Below are 17,387 nucleotides of genomic sequence, written 5' to 3'. Positions count from 1 at the left end.
CCGAAAAAGGAATCCGGCGTCACGGAGCCATAGCCTAGGGGCGGTGGATCATGAGACGGAAGCGATGTCGCGCCGGTTCCGTCACATCACGGACACGCTGCGCGAGGGCGTGCGAGTGCCGCATCCTGTTGGACGAGGAAAATGTGCGTCCAGGTTCTGGGGACTTGCGGATTTCTAGTCCGGCACCGGCAGGTGCGCGTACAGGTCCATCGGGTCGACCGTCGCAGGCAGGTCGCTGACCTGGCCGTCCCCGACCTCGACCACGCGCCACTCGCCGTCGGTGCGGCAGGCGAGATCGGTGGTGATGAAGCGGCAGCCGAGCGCCCGCACGGCCGGGGCCACGGAGGCCAGCTCGGGCTCGGGCTCCAGGCCGGGGCTGTCTGGATGCGGTCCCACCAGGGCGGGCTCCCCGTCCACCCACCACACGCGCGCCTCGCCCTCGCCGTCGTAGGGCTCGTACTCCCGCACCACCAGCCCGCCCGCGAGGAACCCGTCCTGCAACGCGATCATCTTCGCCGCGACCGAGCGGAGTTCCGAGAGGTTCTTGACGTCGGGGACGAAGCACGCCTCGTCCCACTCGTGCTTGCGCGACTTGACGTAGTCCTTCACGACGCCGGGCCCGCTACGCAGCGGGCGGACCAGCTCGGCCAGGTCGCCGGGGTCCTGGCGGGGGGCCAGCGGACGCCACACGCTCTGCGGGGTCAGCCCGGCGAACGTGTCGTGCCAGCCGGGCAGCTCGTGCGCCCGCCGGTAGTCCTCGGGATGGGTGAGCAGGAGGACGCCGCGCTGCTTGAGCGCCGAGGCGAGCGCCGTGTACTCGCCCCTGGCGAGCATCCAGCCCCGGTACCAGACGGCGCCGAGGTCCTGCGGCACCGCGCGCACCGCCTCCGCCGCGTCGCCGTGCCGCAACGCGTCGTGGTCGATGAGGGCGATCTCGCCGTAGTGGTCCCGCACGGCCGCGGCCTCGCGGGAGAAGTGGGGGTCAACGCGCCGGGGGTGGATCGGATCGACGCAGAAGAGAACGGTCAGCGTCATGAAGGAACCCTCCGTGGACGGCGCCAGCGTACGGGGTTCCGGGGCCCGTGTGCACGGAGATTCCCGGGCAAACAGGTGCGCGACACCATGATCGAACGAATGTTCGGTAGGCTGGGCCCCGCACGCGACGTTGTCCACAGCCGTACCGGGGCCTCGAAACTGTCCCTGGCTCCCCGTAACGTCGCCCTCGACACCGCAAGGCGGCCGAGAGCCGGCACACATCACAGGAAAGACAAGGGGCAACCTCATGGCAGCGAACGACCGGGAGAAGGCTCTCGACACCGCCCTCGCCCAGATCGAGCGGCAGTTCGGCAAGGGCTCGGTCATGCGGATGGGCGACGATGCGCGCGCACCGGTGGAGACGATCCCGACGGGCGCGATCTCCCTCGACATCGCGCTCGGCATCGGCGGCCTGCCCCGCGGCCGGGTCGTGGAGGTCTACGGTCCCGAGGGCTCGGGCAAGACCTCCATCGCCCTGCACTCGGTGGCCAGCGTGCAGAAGAAGGGCGGCATCGCGGCGTTCGTCGACGCCGAGCACGCCCTCGACCCCGAGTACGCCCGCAAGCTGGGCGTCGACATCGACGCGCTGCTGGTCTCCCAGCCCGACACCGGCGAGCAGGCGCTCGAGATCACCGACATGCTGATCCGCTCCGGCGCGGTCGACATCGTGGTCATCGACTCGGTCGCCGCGCTGGTCCCGCGCGCCGAGATCGAGGGTGAGATGGGCGACAGCCACGTCGGCCTCCAGGCCCGGCTGATGTCGCAGGCCCTGCGCAAGCTCACCGGCGCGATCAACCAGACCAAGACCACCGTCATCTTCATCAACCAGCTGCGCGAGAAGATCGGCGTCATGTTCGGCTCGCCCGAGACGACGACCGGCGGCAAGGCGCTGAAGTTCTACGCCTCCGTGCGGCTCGACGTGCGCCGCATCGAGACGCTCAAGGACGGCACCGAGGCGGTCGGCAGCCGCGTCCGCGTCAAGGTCGTCAAGAACAAGATGGCCCCGCCGTTCCGCGTCGCCGACTTCGACCTGCTCTACGGGCAGGGCATCAGCCGCGAGGGCGGTCTGATCGACCTCGGCGTCGAGCACGGCTTCGTCCGCAAGTCCGGCGCCTGGTACACCTGCGACGGCGACCAGCTCGGCCAGGGCAAGGAGAACGCCCGCAACTTCCTCAAGTCCAACCCCGACATGGCCGACGGCATCGAGAAGCGCATCAAGGAGAAGCTGGGCATCGGCCCCAAGGTCGACAAGGAGGCCGCCGAGACCGCCGCGCCGGGCGCGCCCGCCGCCGGGGCCGCCGCGTCCGCCCCGGCCGCGGGCAAGACGCCCGCTGCGAGCACGGCCAAGAAGGGCGCCAAGGCCGCCAAGCCCGGTGACTCCTGACGGTCAATCCGCCGATCCGGGTGACTCTTGACGGAAGTGTGGGCGATGATCTCGTATGTAGGGCGGCGGCGCCTCACCCCGCACCGGTCCGCCGGTGCGGGGGCCTTCCCCAATGGCGCCGCCGCTCCTGAGAGCCCCGCCCGCTCCTCCGTCCCCGCCTCAGTCGTTCGGGCGGCCAGGGGGGCTCGCGGGGCCGTGCCGGCACGGGGAAGCGCGGCATGAACCGCCGTCCTCGAGCGGTCGATCCGCCCGCCAACCCCGAGTCGGCGGCCCGTGAGACCTGCCTGCGCCTGCTGGCCCTGGCTCCGCGCACCCGCGCCCAGCTCGCCGAGGCACTGAGCCGCAAGGCCGTCCCCGACGACGTCGCCGACAAGGTGCTCGGGCGCTTCACCGACGTCGGTCTCATCGACGACGTCGCGTTCGCCCAGGCGTGGGTGCAGTCCCGGCACAACGGCCGCGGGCTCGCCAAGCGCGCCCTGGCCAACGAGCTGCGCCACCGCGGTGTCGCCGCCGAAACCGTCGCCGACGCGGTGGAGGCGCTGGATCCCGAGCAGGAGGAGCGCACCGCCCGCGCGCTCGTCGACCGCAAGCTCGCCGCGACCCGCGGCGTCGAACCGGCCAAGCGGATGCGGCGCCTGGTCGGCATGCTCGCCCGCAAGGGCTACCCGCACGGCGTGGCCTACCGGGTGGTCAAGGAGGCCCTCGCGGACGAGGGCACCGACCCCGGCGACCTCCCCGGCCTCCCCGAGCCGGAATAACATCCCCGCCGGACACGGCCGATATCCGGCGGATCCGAGAACCGGGATCGAGGCTGGGACCGGATCCGTGTTCGGTGTTTTGGAGCCGTGCCCCGGTCCGGGTTTCGGGCGGCTGGCGGCGAGGTTTGGGCGAGACGGGCGACACGCCGACGAAATGGCGATTTCGCCTGACCTGGCCTGACCATCGCCCTGACTGGACGGGGCGGCCGACCGGGCAGGTGAGGGGGGACGGCGCGGCGTCGGGGCGGCGGTAAGCAAGCCCTCACGGGAGCGTTCGGTTAGTCCGGAATGCCCGTGGTTTGCTTGCTCATTACCTCTGTGCCGCTTACCGTTACGGCAGTGAGGAATTACTCCGCGCACTGCGGATTGCGATACTGACCGAGTCCGTTCGAGCAGTTGAGAGGCATAGAGGACACGACCCTGGCCGATATCGGCCGAGTCACCGGGTTGCGGATCGCGGCGGCCCGGCGATGCCGTGTACCCGGTCGTCCGCCGGGGTGCGGGTAATCCTCGCGAGGCAGGGCCCCAGCCCGGGGGTCCGCAAGGCGAGGAAGGGATCTGCCTCATGGCGAGCGTCCTGGTGGGTGCAGCGCTGCTGGTGACCCTGGTCGCTCTCGTCATCGTCACCGTGGTCCTGCGCAGGCACGGCGCGCAGGAGGCGGCCGCCGCCGAGGCCGCGGCGGCCGAGACCGAGGCCCGCGGCGTCCTGGAGAGCGCCGAACGGCGGGCCCAGGAGATCGCGGACACCACCCGCGCCGAGCTGGAGGCCGAGGGCAGGACCCTCCGCGAGGAGCTGCGGACCCTGCGCGAGGACCTGGAGCGGCGCGAGACCCGGCTCGCCGAGCGCGAGCAGCGCCTCGACGCCGAGGTGCGGCGCGTGGAGGAGTGGTCCGGGCGGCTGGCCGAGTCCGGGCGGGACCTGGAAACGCGCAAGGAGGAGCTCGGCCGCGTCGAGGACGAGCGGCGGCAGGTCCTGGAGGCGACCGCCGGGCTCACCGCCGACCAGGCCAAGCGCGAGCTGGTCTCGGCCATCGAGAACCAGGCCAAGCGCGAGTCGATCCCGCTGACCCGGGAGATCGAGAACGCCGCCCGCGCGGAGGGGGAGAAGCGCGCCCGCAAGATCGTCACGCTGGCCATCCAGCGGGTCGCCAGCGAGCAGACCACCGAGTCGGTCGTCTCGGTGCTGCACCTGCCGAGCGACGAGATGAAGGGCCGCATCATCGGCCGTGAGGGCCGCAATATCCGGGCGTTCGAGACGACCACCGGCGTCAACCTGATCATCGACGACACGCCCGAGGCGGTGCTGCTGAGCTGCTTCGACCCGGTGCGCCGGGAGGTGGGCCGGCTGACCCTGGAGAAGCTGGTCCTGGACGGCCGGATCCATCCCCAGCGGATCGAGGAGATCTACGAGCGCAGCCGCAGCGACGTCGAGCAGCTCTGCGTGCGGTCCGGCGAGGACGCGCTGGTCGAGGTCGGCGTCACCGACATGCACCCCGAGCTGATCGCCCTGCTCGGCCGGCTGCGCTACCGCACCTCCTACGGGCAGAACGTGCTGAAGCACCTGGTCGAGTCGGCGCACATCGCCGGGATCATGGCGAGCGAGCTGCGGCTGCCGGCCGAGGTGGCCAAGCGGTGCACGCTGCTGCACGACATCGGCAAGGCCCTCACGCACGAGGTCGAGGGCAGCCACGCCCTCATCGGCGCCGAGATCGCGCGGCGGTACGGCGAGGACGAGGACGTCGTGCACGCCATCGAGGCGCACCACAACGAGGTCGAGGTCCGCACGGTCGAGGCGGTGCTCACCCAGGCGGCCGACGCCGTCAGCGGCAGCCGGCCGGGCGCGCGGCGCGAGTCGCTGGAGTCCTACGTCAAGCGCCTGGAGCGGCTGGAGGAGATCGCCCGGGACCGGCACGAGGGCGTGGAGAAGGTCTTCGCCATGCAGGCCGGCCGCGAGATCCGGGTGATGGTCAAGCCCGACTCGGTCGACGACATCCAGGCCCAGGTCATCGCGCGCGACATCGCCAAGCAGGTCGAGGACGAGCTGACCTACCCGGGGCAGATCCGGGTCACCGTGGTCCGCGAGTCGCGGGCCACCGAATTCGCCCGTTAGGGCCGGTCCGGCCAGTGTGATCGTTCACGTTGTGGCGGGAACGGTGAGTCGGTAGCTTCGGGCGGATGCGCAAGTTTCGGATGTGGGGGACGGCCGCCGCGGTGACGTCCGCGGCGGTCGTGACCGCCGGGACGACGCTGGTGCTCGCGGGCGGCCAGGCCCGTGGCCGTACCGTCGTGGACACCTCCGTGAGCACGCGGATCAGCGCGGCGGACGCGGGCGCGGTGCAGCGGTACTGGACGCGGGAGCGGATGGCCGCCGCGACCCCGCTGACCGGCGCCGAACCGGGCCCGGACGCCCCCGGTAGCCGGGCCGGGGGCCCGTCCGGGCGGGCGCCTGGAGCGGTCAGGGCGCAGGCGGTGCCGACCGCCACGGCGTTCGCCGGCATCCCGACGCTCGGCGCGCTGTTCTTCAACAACGGCACCGGCGACCATTACTGCACCGCGAGTGTGGTGAACAGCTTCTCCAAGAAACTGCTGATCACCGCCGCGCACTGCATCCACGGGGGCAAGGGCGGCGCGTACAGCACCAAGGTGGCGTTCGTCCCCAGGTACGACCAGGGCAAGCGGCCGTACGGCACCTGGGCGGCCGGCATGATGCTGGTCGACCAGCGCTGGCAGGCGACCGGCGACGCCGACCTCGACTTCGGCTACATCGCGCTCAACCCGCTCAACGGCAAGCTGGTCCAGGACGTGGTCGGCTACAACAAGCTCGCCGCGAACCAGGGCGTCGGCAAGTGGGTGAACGTGACCGGCTACCCGCGGATCACCTACGACAAGCGGGACCGGCCGATCTACTGCCGGGTCCAGACCGCCCGCCAGTCCGCGTACCAGATCCGGATGGACTGCGGCGGCTTCTACGGCGGCACCAGCGGAAGCCCCTGGCTGCTGAACTACAGCACCACGACCCACACCGGCGTCATCAACGGGGTCATCGGCGGCTACCAGGGCGGGGGGACCACCCACTCCCGCTCGTACTCTCCGTACTTCGACGACGACGCCTACAACCTGCGCACCGCCGCCGACAAGCGCGCCTGACCGGCCCCCGAGGCCGGACGACCGCCCTGCCCGCCTCCGCCGCCCCGGATGCCGCGCGGGGCCGGTCGGCCCCGCGCCGAACCCCCGCACCGGTCGGCCTCGCGGGTCGTCGCCGGTCGCGGCCGGGACGTTTTGTGATCAAGGAATCGCCCGGCGGCGATTCCTTGATCACTGGGTCAGCCGGTGGTCAGCTCGACGGGGTCGACGTCGCGCGGCTCGAAGCCGAGGGTCTGGCCGTAGAAGGCGAGCTCGGCCTCCAGGGTCGCCACGACCGTCTCGGCCCGGCGGAACCCGTGGGACTCGCCCTCGAACGTCAGGTAGGCGTGCGGCATCTTCTTGGCGGCCAGCGCCGCCGCGAACCGCTCGGACTGCTCGGGCGGGACCACCGGGTCGTCCATGCCTTGCAGGAGCAGCACCGGGCACGCCGTGCGGTCGGCGTGGTTGAGCGGGGACCGCTCCTCGTAGGCGCGCTCGAAGCCGGGCAGCGGGCCGATCAGGCCGAACAGGTAGTGCGACTCGAAGTCGTGCGTCGCCTCGGCGAAGCTCTGCAGGTCGCTGATGCCGAAGTAGGACGTGGCCGCCTTGAACAGGTCGGTCTGGGTGGCGGCGGCGAGGGTCGTCCAGCCGCCGGCGCTGCCGCCCCGGATCGCCAGCCGGGCGGGGTCGGCGACGCCGCCCTCCACCAGGGCCTTGGCGGCGGCGATGACGTCCTCGACGTCGACCACGCCCCACTGGCGGCGCAGCCGTTCCCGGTAGGCGCGGCCGTATCCGCTCGACCCGCCGTAGTTGACGTCGACGACGCCGATGCCGCGGCTGGTGAAGTAGGCGCGCTCGAGGTTGAGGACGGTGGAGACGCGGCCGTTGGGTCCGCCGTGCACGAACACCACGTACGGCGGAAGCTCGCCCTCAGGGGCGCTCGCCTCCGGATTGGTGGGCGGGAACACGTAGGCGTGCACGGGTCGTCCGAACGGCCCTTCGAGCCGTTCGGCGCGCGGTCTGGACAGGTAGGCGACGTCGGGCAGCTCGGGAAGCTCGCGGCGCAGCCCCTCGACCCGGCCGGTGGTGGTGTCGATCCGGACCACCGAGGGCGGGACGTCCGGGCCGCCGCCGATGCCGACGATCGTCGAGCCGTCGGCCGACAGCTGCGGCAGCCAGTGCTCGTAGGGGACCTCCAGGTCGGTGAGGTCGAGCGTCTCGGGATCGTAGATCCCCAGGCGCAGGTTGCCCTCACCGTGCAGCACGGCCAGCCGTCCGTCGCCGAGCAGCGCGTACGGCATGCCGCCCAGGGTCCAGAGCGGCTCGGCGAACTCCTCCTCGGCGGGGTAGAGCGCCTGGGGGGACTCGCCGTGCAGGCCGACCTGGTAGATGTTCCACCAGCCGGGCCAGTCGGACACCACGTACAGGGTCGTGTCGTCACGCCACACCGGCGCCAGCACCGATTCGGTGAGCCCGCCCTTGACGGTGCGGGGCGCGACGGTCGCGCCGTCCTCAAGCGCGGCGACGCGCAGCTCGGTTCCGTCCCATGGCATCCGCGGGTGGTTCCACTGGATCCAGGCCAGGTGCCCGCCGCCGGGGGACGGGACGGGGCTCGCGTAGAAGTGCGCGCCGGTGACCAGCTCCCGGATGGCCGCGGCGTCGTCGGCGGCGCTGGCGTCCAGCGGAACGGCGACGATGGCCCGCCGGATCCCGTCGGTGGCGGCGGACGGTTCCCCGTCGGCGTCCGGCGGCGCGGCGATATGGCCCTCGCAGACGCACCAGATCTCAGTGCCGTCAGGGGAGAGCACGTAGTCGGCGTAGCGCAGGCCGGCCGGAACGGCGGGCTCGGGCGTCAGCGGCTGCGGCTTGGGATCGCCCTCGTCGAGGCGGTACAGCCGCTGGTCCTCGTAGTTGGAGAAAACGATGGTGCGCCCCTCGGCGGTGGCGACCGGCAGGTATGACCGCCCGCCGTACTCGTGCACGCGGGTCCGCACGTCCCAAGGGGCCGGGAGCAACTCGGTCCGATGGCCGCCCTGGAGGTGGATGACCGTTGTTCGACCGCCTTCCTCGGGACGGGTCTCCTGCCACCAGACGTCCGAGCCCGCAACGGTCGGAAAGCTGAGGCGCAGCCGGGCGCGGGCGACGTCGGCGGCGGAGATGGGAGAAGGCCAGGAGCCGTAGGGAAGGGTCGCACGAGCGGTCATAACAGGAATCGTCCCGCATACGGGGATCGGTTGGGGCCATGACGGGGCAGTTGAACTCGGAAAGATACAAGCCGCTCACCTGGATCCGGTCAGGTCCGGACGGCCGGAACGACCCCGGCGGCGTCCCCCGTGGCGTCCCCCGTGGCGCCCCGAACCGCGTCCGCCGCGGGCGTGTCCCGTCCAGTGGTCCGGCCTCCGCGCCGTCGCCGCCCGCACCCGCTCCTCGACCCGCGCGGCGGCGTCACGACCGCGCTCCTGGTCGAACAGGCCCTTGACTCATACCGTGCCGCCTCGTCGCCCAGGTCGTCTCAACGGCCGCCTCAGCGATGTCCAGAAGGGTCTGGACGGCGGGGTGCCGCCTTCGTCGCGTCCACCGGAACCGCTGAGGGCGCCGCCGGGAATCCGGCGGCGCCCTCAGCAGTGAACGGTCAGGTGAACGGTCAGATGATGCCCCCGGTGTCCCCGGTGGTCTGCCCGGTCACCGCCATGCCGGGGGGCGGTGGAGCCCCGGCCCCGGCGCCCATCGTCTTGGCCTGCGTCTTGCGGCTGCGCCGGCTGCGCGCCTCCAGCCAGGTCGCCACGCGGCTCAGCGACATGTTGATCGCGATGTAGATCACGCCGACGACGACGCCCGCCTGGATCAGGTTGTTGTTGAAGTTCGGCGGGACGTTCTTGAAGCCGGCCTGGAGCAGTTCGCCGTAGGAGATGATGAAGCCGAGCGCGGTGTCCTTGAGTAGCACGACGAGCTGGCTGACGATCGCCGGCATCATCACCGTGACGGCCTGCGGCAGAAGCACCAGGCGCATCACGCCGTTCTTGCGGAGTCCGATGGAGTACGCGGCCTCGCTCTGCCCCCTCGGGATCGAGTTGACGCCCGCGCGCACCACCTCGGCCAGCACCGAGCCGTTGTACATCACCAGCCCGAACACCACCGCGGCGAACGCGGGCACGGTGACCACCCCGGCGTTGATCTCGACACCGAAGATCGAGAACACGTTGTCGACCAGGATGCGCTGGAAGGTCCCGAAGGGCGACTCGGCGATGACCGGGCTGACCTTGTTCGGCACGAAGAAGACCAGGAAGATCAGGATCAGCAGCGGGATGGCCCGGAAGAACTCGACCACGATCCCGGCCGGGACGCGCACCCAGCGGTGATCCGACAGCCGGGCCAGGCCGAAGACGATGCCGAACGCGATCGCCAGTACCGAGGCCACCAGCGCGGCCTTCAGCGTGTTCCACAGGCCGGGCAGGATCAGGTGCTGCCAGACGTCCTTCTTGAGGAACGGGTTCCAGAGCTTGGCCTCGAACTGCCCCTTGTCGTTGAACCGCCACGCGAGCAGCACGGTCACCGCGAGGAGCAGCACCGCCGAGATCGCGGTGAGCAGGCGGTGCCGGGCCCGCGCCCGCGGGCCGGGCGCGTCGAACAGTACGGTCGCTTCCTGGCTCATCGCGCCACCGCCATTCGCTTGGCCAGCCATCCGAAGAAGAACCCGGTCGGCAGAGTGAGGATCATGAATCCGACCGCGACGCCGATGAACAGCGGGATCGCCCCGCTGGTGAACGACGGGTCGTCCAGCAGGGTCTTCATGATCAGGGCGATCTCGGCGTAGCTGGCCGCGGCGGCCACCGTGGTGTTCTTGATCATCGCGATGAAGATGCTGCCGAGCGGCGCGATGACCGCGCGGAACGCCTGCGGGAGGATGATCATGCGGAGCGACTGGACGAAGGTCAGCCCGATCGAGCGGGCCGCCTCGGCCTGGCCGAGCGGCACGGTGTTGATGCCCGACCGCAGCGCCTCACAGACGAACGCCCCGGTGTAGGCCGACAGCCCGAGGACCGCCCACCAGTAGTAGCTCGTCGCCGAGACGTTGGAGAACTTCAGGCTCAGGATGTCGTTCAGCCCGAGGCTGCACATCAGCAGGATCAGGGTGAGCGGGGTGTTGCGCAGGATGTTGACGTAGACCGTGCCCACGTTGCGCAGCACCGGGATCGGCGCGACCCGGAAGCCGACCAGGACGATACCGATGATCAGCGAGAGCACGGCCGCCGCGGCCGACAGCCGCACGGTCGCCCAGAACCCCTCGAGGATCTGGTCGAAGTTGTCGAAGAACGGGCCGAAGTTGAATAGGTCATCCATGGCGTTCCAGCGGGTCGGGGCCATGCCGACGGTCCCCGGGGGCACGAGGCCCCCGGGAGTGCGCCGGCGCGACGGGCGGCCACCGCCTGACCCCGCACGAAGGGATCAGCCGGACCGCGGCGGAGCGAGGATCGCCTGATCCCCGGCGGGATCCGCGGCCCGATCGTCCAGGGGACGCCCCCTGGACGATCGGGTCAGGCGCAGCCCTCGAACTTGGGGACGGTCGTGGTGGGCTTCAACCCGGTACCGCCGAAGTGCTGCTCCAGCATCTTGGCGGCGGAGCCGTCGCTGTACATCTTGGTGATCGCCTTGTTGACGGCCTCGCAGGTCTCGGTGTCGCCCAGCTTGATCCCGACGCCGTACTTCTCGTCGGTGAAGGGGTTGTTGATGACCTTGAAGGCGCCCTTCTGCTGGTTGGCGAAGCCGGCCAGGATCAGGTCGTCGGTGCTGACCGCGTCGAGCGCGCCGGCCTTGAGCTTGGCGGCGCACTCGGAGTAGCTGGAGGCGTCGACGAGCGTGACGCCCTTGATGGCGAGCTGGCCGTCCGGCGGACCCTCGGTGACGCGGCGGAAGGAGTTGGAACCGGCGGCGCGGCAGAGCTTCTTGCCCTTGAGGTCCTCGGCCTTTTTGATCTTGGTGTCGTCGGCCCGGACCATCGTGTCCTGGTGCGCGATGTAGTACGGGCCGCCGAAGCCGACCTGCTTCTTGCGCGCGTCGGTGATGGAGTACGTGGCGATGACCAGGTCGACCTGCCCGCCGCCGAGGAACGACTCGCGGTTGGCGGAGGTCGTCTCCTTGAAGGTGATGCCGCTCTCGGGCACGCCCAGGTCCTTGGCGATGTACCGGGCGGTGTCGACGTCGAAGCCCTCGAAGGTGCCGTCGGGCTTCTTCAGGCCGAGCGAGGGCTGGTCGAACTTGATGCCGATGGTGAGCTTCTTGTCGTCCTTGGCCTTCTGGACGACGCTCTTGGCGTTGGTCTTCTCCGCATCGCTGCCACAGGCGGTCAGCGCCAGCGACAGCGCGACCGCCGCGCCGATCGCGGCGGTGTATCGACGTGCTCGCATGCTCTCGTCTACCTCTGCTTTCGTGCCGGAGCCCCGACGGCTCAGTGCGTGAGGATCTTGGAAAGGAAGTCCTTGGCGCGGTCGGTTCGCGCGTTGGTGAAGAACTCCTCGGGGGTGTTCTCCTCGACGACCTGGCCGTCGGCCATGAACACGACCTTCTGCGCGGCCTTGCGCGCGAAGCCCATCTCATGGGTGACCACGACCATGGTCATGCCGTCCCGGGCCAGCCCGGTCATGACGTCCAGCACTTCGTTGATCATCTCTGGGTCGAGCGCCGAGGTGGGCTCGTCGAAGAGCATGACCTTGGGCCGCATCGCGAGCGAGCGGGCGATCGCGGCGCGTTGCTGCTGCCCGCCGGAGAGCTGGGCGGGGTACTTCTGCGCCTGGTTGGCGATCCCGACCCGGTCGAGCAGCTCCATGGCGTGCTTCTCCGACTCGGCCCGGCCCTGCTTGCGGACCTTGATCGGGCCGAGCGTGACGTTCTCGAGGATCGTCTTGTGCGCGAACAGGTTGAACGACTGGAACACCATGCCCACGTCGGCGCGGAGCCTGGCCAGGTCCCTGCCCTCCTTGGGCAGTTCCTTGCCGTCCACCAGGATCGTGCCGGCGTCGATCGGCTCCAGCCGGTTGATCGACCGGCACAGCGTCGACTTGCCGCCGCCGGACGGGCCGATCACCACGACGACCTCGCCGCGGTCCACCGTGAGGTTGATGTCCTTGAGAACATGCAGTTCGCCGAAGTGCTTGTTGACGTTCTCGACCACAACGAGGGGCCCGCCGCCCGGGTCGTCCTCCTGGGGCCCGCCGCCGCCCTTGGTGAGCTTGGGCCCGCCTTCGCTGTCCGTCATGGGCCCGGACTTTACGTCATTCGTATAGCCGGGCAACCCTCCGTGTGGTACCGATACGATCACGAATCCCCACGTCGGCGGGCGGGTCCGCGGCAGGGCGGACGGCGGGTGCGGAGGCCCGTTCCCGGTGCGGCGGCGGACCGGCCGCGAGCCCCCTAGCCAGGGCGATCTGATCGCGCACGGGGGACCTGTCCCGACGCGTACCCTTGGTGATTGTCATGAGTGCGCCTACAGAGACCGGCCCCCGCACGTACGAGATTCGTACCTACGGGTGCCAGATGAACGTCCACGATTCCGAGCGCCTGTCGGGCCTGTTGGAGTCGGCCGGGTATATCCGCGCGGGCGACGCCGAGCCCGATGTGGTGGTGTTCAACACCTGCGCCGTACGGGAGAACGCCGACAACAAGCTTTACGGCAACCTCGGCCACCTGCGCCCGGTCAAGGACGGCCACCCGGGGATGCAGATCGCGGTGGGCGGCTGCCTCGCCCAGAAGGACCGCGACACGATCGTCGAGCGGGCGCCATGGGTGGACGTGGTCTTCGGGACCCACAACATCGGCTCCCTGCCCGTCCTGCTGGAGCGCTCGCGCGTCCAGCAGGAGGCGCAGGTCGAGATCGAAGAGTCCCTGGTGACCTTCCCCTCCACGCTGCCGACGCGCCGCGAGTCGCCCTACGCGGCGTGGGTGTCGATCTCGGTGGGCTGCAACAACACCTGCACGTTCTGCATCGTCCCCGCGCTGCGCGGCAAGGAGCGCGACCGCCGGCCCGGCGAGATCCTCGCCGAGGTCGAGGCGCTGGTCGCCGACGGCGTCCTGGAGATCACGCTCCTCGGCCAGAACGTCAACGCCTACGGGTCGGGCTTCGGGGCCCTGGCCGCGGCGCCGGACGAGGTCCGCGCGATGACCGCGGGCGGCCAGTCGGCGTTCGCCGGGCTGCTGCGCGCCTGCGGCGCGGTCGAGGGGTTGGAGCGGGTCCGGTTCACCTCGCCGCATCCGAAGGACTTCACCGACGACGTGATCGCCGCGATGGCCGAGACGCCGAACGTGACGCCGTCGCTGCACATGCCGCTCCAGTCCGGGGCCGACCCGGTGCTGAAGGCGATGCGCCGCTCGTACCGGCAGGAGCGCTATCTCGGGATCATCGAGAAGGTCCGGGCCGCGATCCCGGACGCGGCGATCACCACCGACATCATCGTGGGCTTCCCCGGCGAGACCGAGGAGGACTTCGAGCAGACCCTGCACGTCGTCCGGGAGGCGCGCTTCTCCAGCGCGTTCACCTTCCAGTACTCCAAGCGCCCCGGCACGCCGGCCGCGACGATGGACGGCCAGGTGCCCAAGGCGGTCGTGCAGGAGCGCTACGAGCGGCTGGTCGCCCTCCAGGAGGAGATCTCCTGGGCGGAGAACAAGAAGCAGCTCGGACGCACCCTGGAGGTCCTGGTCGCCGAGGGGGAGGGGCGTAAGGACGACGCGACCCGGCGGATGTCCGGCCGCGCCCCCGACAACCGCCTGGTCCATTTCAGGGCGCCGGACGAGCCGGTGCGCCCGGGGGACATGGTCACGACGGAGATCACCTACGCCGCGCCCCATCACCTGGTCGCCGACAAGCCCGCGGTGGCGGTCCGCCGCACCCGCGCGGGCGACGCGTGGGAGGCCCGGCAGGGCAGGGCGAAGGAAGCGGGCGTCCCGCTCGGCATGCCGTCCGTCGGCCGGCCCGCCCCGGCGCCGCCGGTGGAGCCGGGCTGCTCCGCCGGCGGCTGAACTCCGGCATGATCGGGACACCCGGTCCGGAGAGGGCCCGGTCCCAGGGAGGCTCTGCGTGCTGATCTCGGCGGCGGTGTGCCCGCACCCGCCCGTCCTCGTGCCCGAAGCCGCCGGGGAGGCCGCGCCCGAGCTCGACGCCATGCGCGCCGCCTGCGACGAGGCGGTCCGGCGGCTGGGCGCCTCGCGTCCGGACGCGGTCGTCGTGGTCGGGGGCGGTCCGGAGACGCGCGCGTACGGTGGCGAGGCGACCGCCACGCTGCGCCCTTACGGGCTTGACCTCGTGTGGGGGAGCGGGCCTGATCTGCCGCTCTCGCTGACGATCGGCCACTGGCTCCTCACCCGTGACGGGACACTCTTCGGCCAGGGAACCTCGGAGGCGCCGCCTGAAGGCGTGCGCTACCAGTCTGTGGCGTTCGACGCGACCCCTGACGAGTGCCTGAGGCTGGGGCGCGAGCTGGCCGGATGCGCTCCGCGCGTCGCACTGCTGGTCATGGGCGACGGGACGGCGTGCCTGTCCGAAAAGGCCCCCGGGTCCCTGGACGAACGTGCGGCCGGGTACGAGGACGCAGTGGCGGAGGCTCTCGGGCGTGCCGACACCGCCGCCCTAGCCGGTCTGGATCCGGAGGTTTCCCGTCAGCTCCAGGTGGCCGGGCGGGCGGCGTGGCAGGTCCTCGCCGGCGCCGCCGCGGGCGCAAACCGGTTCGAAGCCGGGCTCCTCGCGCGCGAGGAGCCGTATGGCGTCGGCTACCTGGTCGCGAGCTGGCGGCGTCCGGAGAGGGGTCAGGAGGTGGGCTGACCGCCACCGGAGCCCGTGGGGCCGGGGCCTCCGTCACCGCCTTGGCCGCCGCGGTTGTTCTTGTCGATGAAGTCCCGGCCCTTCTCCTGGGCCTTGTCGACCTTGTCGGAGTGCTTGCCGCCGGTCTTCTGGTCGAACATGTCCCCGGCCTTGTCCATGCCATGCTTGGCCTTGTCACCGTGCTGGCCGAGCATTTCCTTGACCTTGTCGACGATGGACATATGGTTCCCCCCGATGTCTCATCTGCTCGGCGTCGTCCGGATCCCGTCCGACGCCCGTACATACGATCCCTACCCGTTATGTTGCGAGAATTAAGCCTGTGACCGTTATGGATGTGCCCGATGACGCCCGAACCGCTCCCGCGTCCGAGCCGGTGAGGCGGCCGTGACCGGGCTGACGGCCGGCCCGGCGACCGGGCGTGTGACCGGGCCGGACGTGATCGCCGTGGTCGGCGCGACCGCCGCGGGCAAGTCCGATCTCGCCGTGGAGCTGGCCCTGCGCCTGGGCGGCGAGGCGGTCAACGCCGACTCCATGCAGCTCTACCGCGGCATGGACATCGGCACCGCCAAGCTCGCCGCCGACGAGATGCGCGGCGTCCCGCACCACCTCCTCGACATCTGGGACGTGCGGGAGACCGCGAGCGTCGCCGAGTACCAGCGGCTGGCCGCCGAGGCGGTCGCCGAGATCCGCGGCCGGGGCCGGACGCCCGTCCTGGTCGGCGGATCCGGGCTCTACGTCCGGGCGGCGCTCGACCAGCTGGAGTTCCCCGGCACCGATCCGGCCGTGCGGGCGCGGCTGGAGGACGAGCTGGCCGAGGCCGGTGCAGGCGCCCTGCACGCGCGGCTGCGCGCGCGGGACCCGGCGGCGGCCGACGCGATCCTGCCCGGCAACGGCCGGCGCATCGTCCGGGCCCTGGAGGTGATCGAGATCTCCGGCCGTCCGTTCAGCGCGACGATGCCCGAGTACCGCTACCGGTACGGCGCGGTCGTGCAGATCGGGCTGAGCGTGCCGCGCCCCGAGCTGGACGAGCGGATCGCGCTGCGGGTCGGGCGGATGTGGGACGCGGGCCTGGTCGACGAGGTTCGCGCGCTGGAGGCCGCGGGGCTCCGCGACGGCGTGACGGCCCCCCGCGCCCTCGGCTACGCGCAGGTCCTGCGGTTCCTGGCGGGGGAGTGGACCGAGGAGCGGGCGAAGGAGGAGACGATCAGGGCCACCCGGCGCTTCGCCCGCCGGCAGGAGTCCTGGTTCCGCCGGGATCCGCGCGTGGCCTGGCTTCCCTGCGACGCACCCGGCCTGGCCGATCGCGCGCTGGCCCTGACGCGGTGACCGGCCGGCGCGCAATACGATCGTGACATGCGCTTTGTGAAGGGGCACGGAACCGAGAACGACTTCGTGATCCTGCCCGACCCGGACGGGACACTGGACCTGACGCCGGCCGCCGTGGCGCGGCTGTGCGACCGGCGGGCCGGGATCGGCGCGGACGGGGTGCTGCGCGTCGTCCGGACCGAGGCCGCCGGCGACCCGGCGGTGGAGGCGCTCGCGGGCGGCGCCGAGTGGTTCATGGACTACCGCAACGCCGACGGCGGCATCGCGGAGATGTGCGGCAACGGGACGCGGGTCTTCGCCCGCTACCTCGTCGACGCCGGGCTGGCGATGCCCGGCGAGTGGGACGTGGCCACGCGGGCGGGGCTGCGCCGGGTCACCCTCGACGGGGACGGCGACGTGAGCGTCGACATGGGCCCGCCCGAGGTGCAGGGGCGCGGCGAGGCGTCGCTGTCGGAGACGGCCTTCTCCGGCGTGCGCGTCTCGATGGGCAACCCGCACCTGGCCTGCGTGATCGACGCGCCGGTCGCGGATCTCGACCTGTGCAGGGCGCCGCGCTTCGACGCGGCGGTGTTCCCCGAGGGCGTCAACGTCGAGTTCTTCCGCGTCCTGGGGGACCACCACCTGGAGATGCGGGTGTACGAACGGGGCTCGGGCGAGACCCGTTCGTGCGGCACCGGCATCGTCGCGGCGGCGGTCGCCGCGACCATCGGCCCGGCGGCCGGACCGGACGGCGGACCGCGTGCCGATGGCGGTCCGCTGCCACGGGGCGAGTGGACCGTGGACGTTCCCGGCGGACGGGCGACGGTCACCTTCGACGGGAAGACGAGCCACCTCAAAGGCCCCGCCGTGCTCGTCGCCGAGGGGGAGACCTACCCCGGCTGGCTGTAGCCGCCGTTCCGGTCGGGCCGCCGTGTCGAGTGACCATGCGGAAGGGTCCCGGGTCGAACGGGAC

Annotated in this window: 15 protein-coding genes; 8 read left to right on the top strand and 7 right to left on the bottom strand. The window is 71.3% G+C overall.

Going from position 1 to position 17,387, the window contains the following annotated elements; genetic code table 11:
• Positions 1-174: 174 nt before the first annotated feature.
• Entirely contained in the window at positions 175-1,035 is an 861-nt protein-coding gene (locus QP090_RS04610; RefSeq protein ID WP_285937193.1) for an ATP-grasp domain-containing protein, read from the bottom strand.
• Positions 1,036-1,282: 247 nt separating this feature from the next.
• On the opposite strand from QP090_RS04610, the gene recA reads away from it, so the two are divergent.
• The 4 genes from recA to QP090_RS04590 all read left to right on the top strand — a co-directional run bounded on the left by recA (position 1,283) and on the right by QP090_RS04590 (position 6,324).
• Positions 1,283-2,419 carry a recombinase RecA gene (recA, locus tag QP090_RS04605; RefSeq protein ID WP_285937192.1) on the top strand — a complete coding sequence of 379 codons (1,137 nt, stop codon included), beginning with the start codon at positions 1,283-1,285 and terminating at the stop codon, positions 2,417-2,419.
• 218 nt (positions 2,420-2,637) lie between these two features.
• A complete protein-coding gene (locus QP090_RS04600; protein WP_285937191.1) occupies positions 2,638-3,177 on the top strand; it encodes a regulatory protein RecX in 540 nt (179 codons plus the stop codon).
• A gap of 577 nt (positions 3,178-3,754) precedes the next feature.
• Positions 3,755-5,287: a ribonuclease Y gene (gene rny / locus QP090_RS04595; protein WP_432763028.1), complete on the top strand. Its 1,533-nt coding sequence runs from the start codon at positions 3,755-3,757 to the stop codon at positions 5,285-5,287.
• Positions 5,288-5,352: 65 nt separating this feature from the next.
• On the top strand, positions 5,353-6,324 hold the full coding sequence (locus QP090_RS04590) for a trypsin-like serine protease (protein WP_285937189.1): 972 nt from the start codon (positions 5,353-5,355) through the stop codon (positions 6,322-6,324).
• Positions 6,325-6,500: 176 nt separating this feature from the next.
• Here QP090_RS04590 and QP090_RS04585 read toward each other — a convergent pair whose 3' ends face one another.
• From QP090_RS04585 to QP090_RS04565, 5 genes are all read right to left on the bottom strand, one after another.
• Positions 6,501-8,504, bottom strand: coding sequence for a S9 family peptidase (locus tag QP090_RS04585; protein ID WP_285937188.1), 2,004 nt, complete (start codon positions 8,502-8,504; stop codon positions 6,501-6,503).
• A gap of 440 nt (positions 8,505-8,944) precedes the next feature.
• Positions 8,945-9,952: an amino acid ABC transporter permease gene (locus QP090_RS04580; protein WP_285937187.1), complete on the bottom strand. Its 1,008-nt coding sequence runs from the start codon at positions 9,950-9,952 to the stop codon at positions 8,945-8,947.
• On the bottom strand, positions 9,949-10,641 hold the full coding sequence (locus tag QP090_RS04575) for an amino acid ABC transporter permease (RefSeq protein WP_285937186.1): 693 nt from the start codon (positions 10,639-10,641) through the stop codon (positions 9,949-9,951). The genes QP090_RS04580 and QP090_RS04575 overlap by 4 nt, the downstream gene beginning before the upstream one ends.
• Positions 10,642-10,835: 194 nt before the next feature.
• Positions 10,836-11,705, bottom strand: coding sequence for a glutamate ABC transporter substrate-binding protein (locus QP090_RS04570; RefSeq protein WP_285937185.1), 870 nt, complete (start codon positions 11,703-11,705; stop codon positions 10,836-10,838).
• 41 nt (positions 11,706-11,746) lie between these two features.
• A complete protein-coding gene (locus tag QP090_RS04565; protein WP_285938574.1) occupies positions 11,747-12,469 on the bottom strand; it encodes an amino acid ABC transporter ATP-binding protein in 723 nt (240 codons plus the stop codon).
• A 302-nt stretch (positions 12,470-12,771) separates the two neighbouring features.
• Between QP090_RS04565 and miaB the strand changes: the two genes are divergently transcribed.
• Positions 12,772-14,310, top strand: coding sequence for a tRNA (N6-isopentenyl adenosine(37)-C2)-methylthiotransferase MiaB (gene miaB, locus QP090_RS04560; RefSeq protein ID WP_285937183.1), 1,539 nt, complete (start codon positions 12,772-12,774; stop codon positions 14,308-14,310).
• A gap of 58 nt (positions 14,311-14,368) precedes the next feature.
• Positions 14,369-15,109 (top strand): class III extradiol dioxygenase subunit B-like domain-containing protein, encoded by a 741-nt coding sequence (locus QP090_RS04555; RefSeq protein ID WP_285937182.1) that lies wholly within the window; start codon positions 14,369-14,371, stop codon positions 15,107-15,109.
• Here the strand turns inward: QP090_RS04555 and QP090_RS04550 are convergent.
• Entirely contained in the window at positions 15,094-15,330 is a 237-nt protein-coding gene (locus QP090_RS04550) for an antitoxin (protein ID WP_285937181.1), read from the bottom strand. The genes QP090_RS04555 and QP090_RS04550 overlap by 16 nt on opposite strands.
• 163 nt (positions 15,331-15,493) lie before the next feature.
• On the opposite strand from QP090_RS04550, the gene miaA reads away from it, so the two are divergent.
• Both miaA and dapF read left to right on the top strand, forming a co-directional pair.
• Positions 15,494-16,435 (top strand): tRNA (adenosine(37)-N6)-dimethylallyltransferase MiaA, encoded by a 942-nt coding sequence (miaA, locus tag QP090_RS04545; RefSeq protein WP_432763008.1) that lies wholly within the window; start codon positions 15,494-15,496, stop codon positions 16,433-16,435.
• 27 nt (positions 16,436-16,462) lie between these two features.
• On the top strand, positions 16,463-17,323 hold the full coding sequence (gene dapF, locus QP090_RS04540; protein ID WP_285937180.1) for a diaminopimelate epimerase: 861 nt from the start codon (positions 16,463-16,465) through the stop codon (positions 17,321-17,323).
• Positions 17,324-17,387 lie beyond the last annotated feature (64 nt).

The sequence above is a fragment of the Actinomadura xylanilytica genome, assembly GCF_030283145.1.
Taxonomy (GTDB): domain Bacteria; phylum Actinomycetota; class Actinomycetes; order Streptosporangiales; family Streptosporangiaceae; genus Spirillospora; species Spirillospora xylanilytica.
Note: the sequence above shows the minus strand (reverse complement) of the source record. Positions and strands in the feature narration are given on the sequence as shown.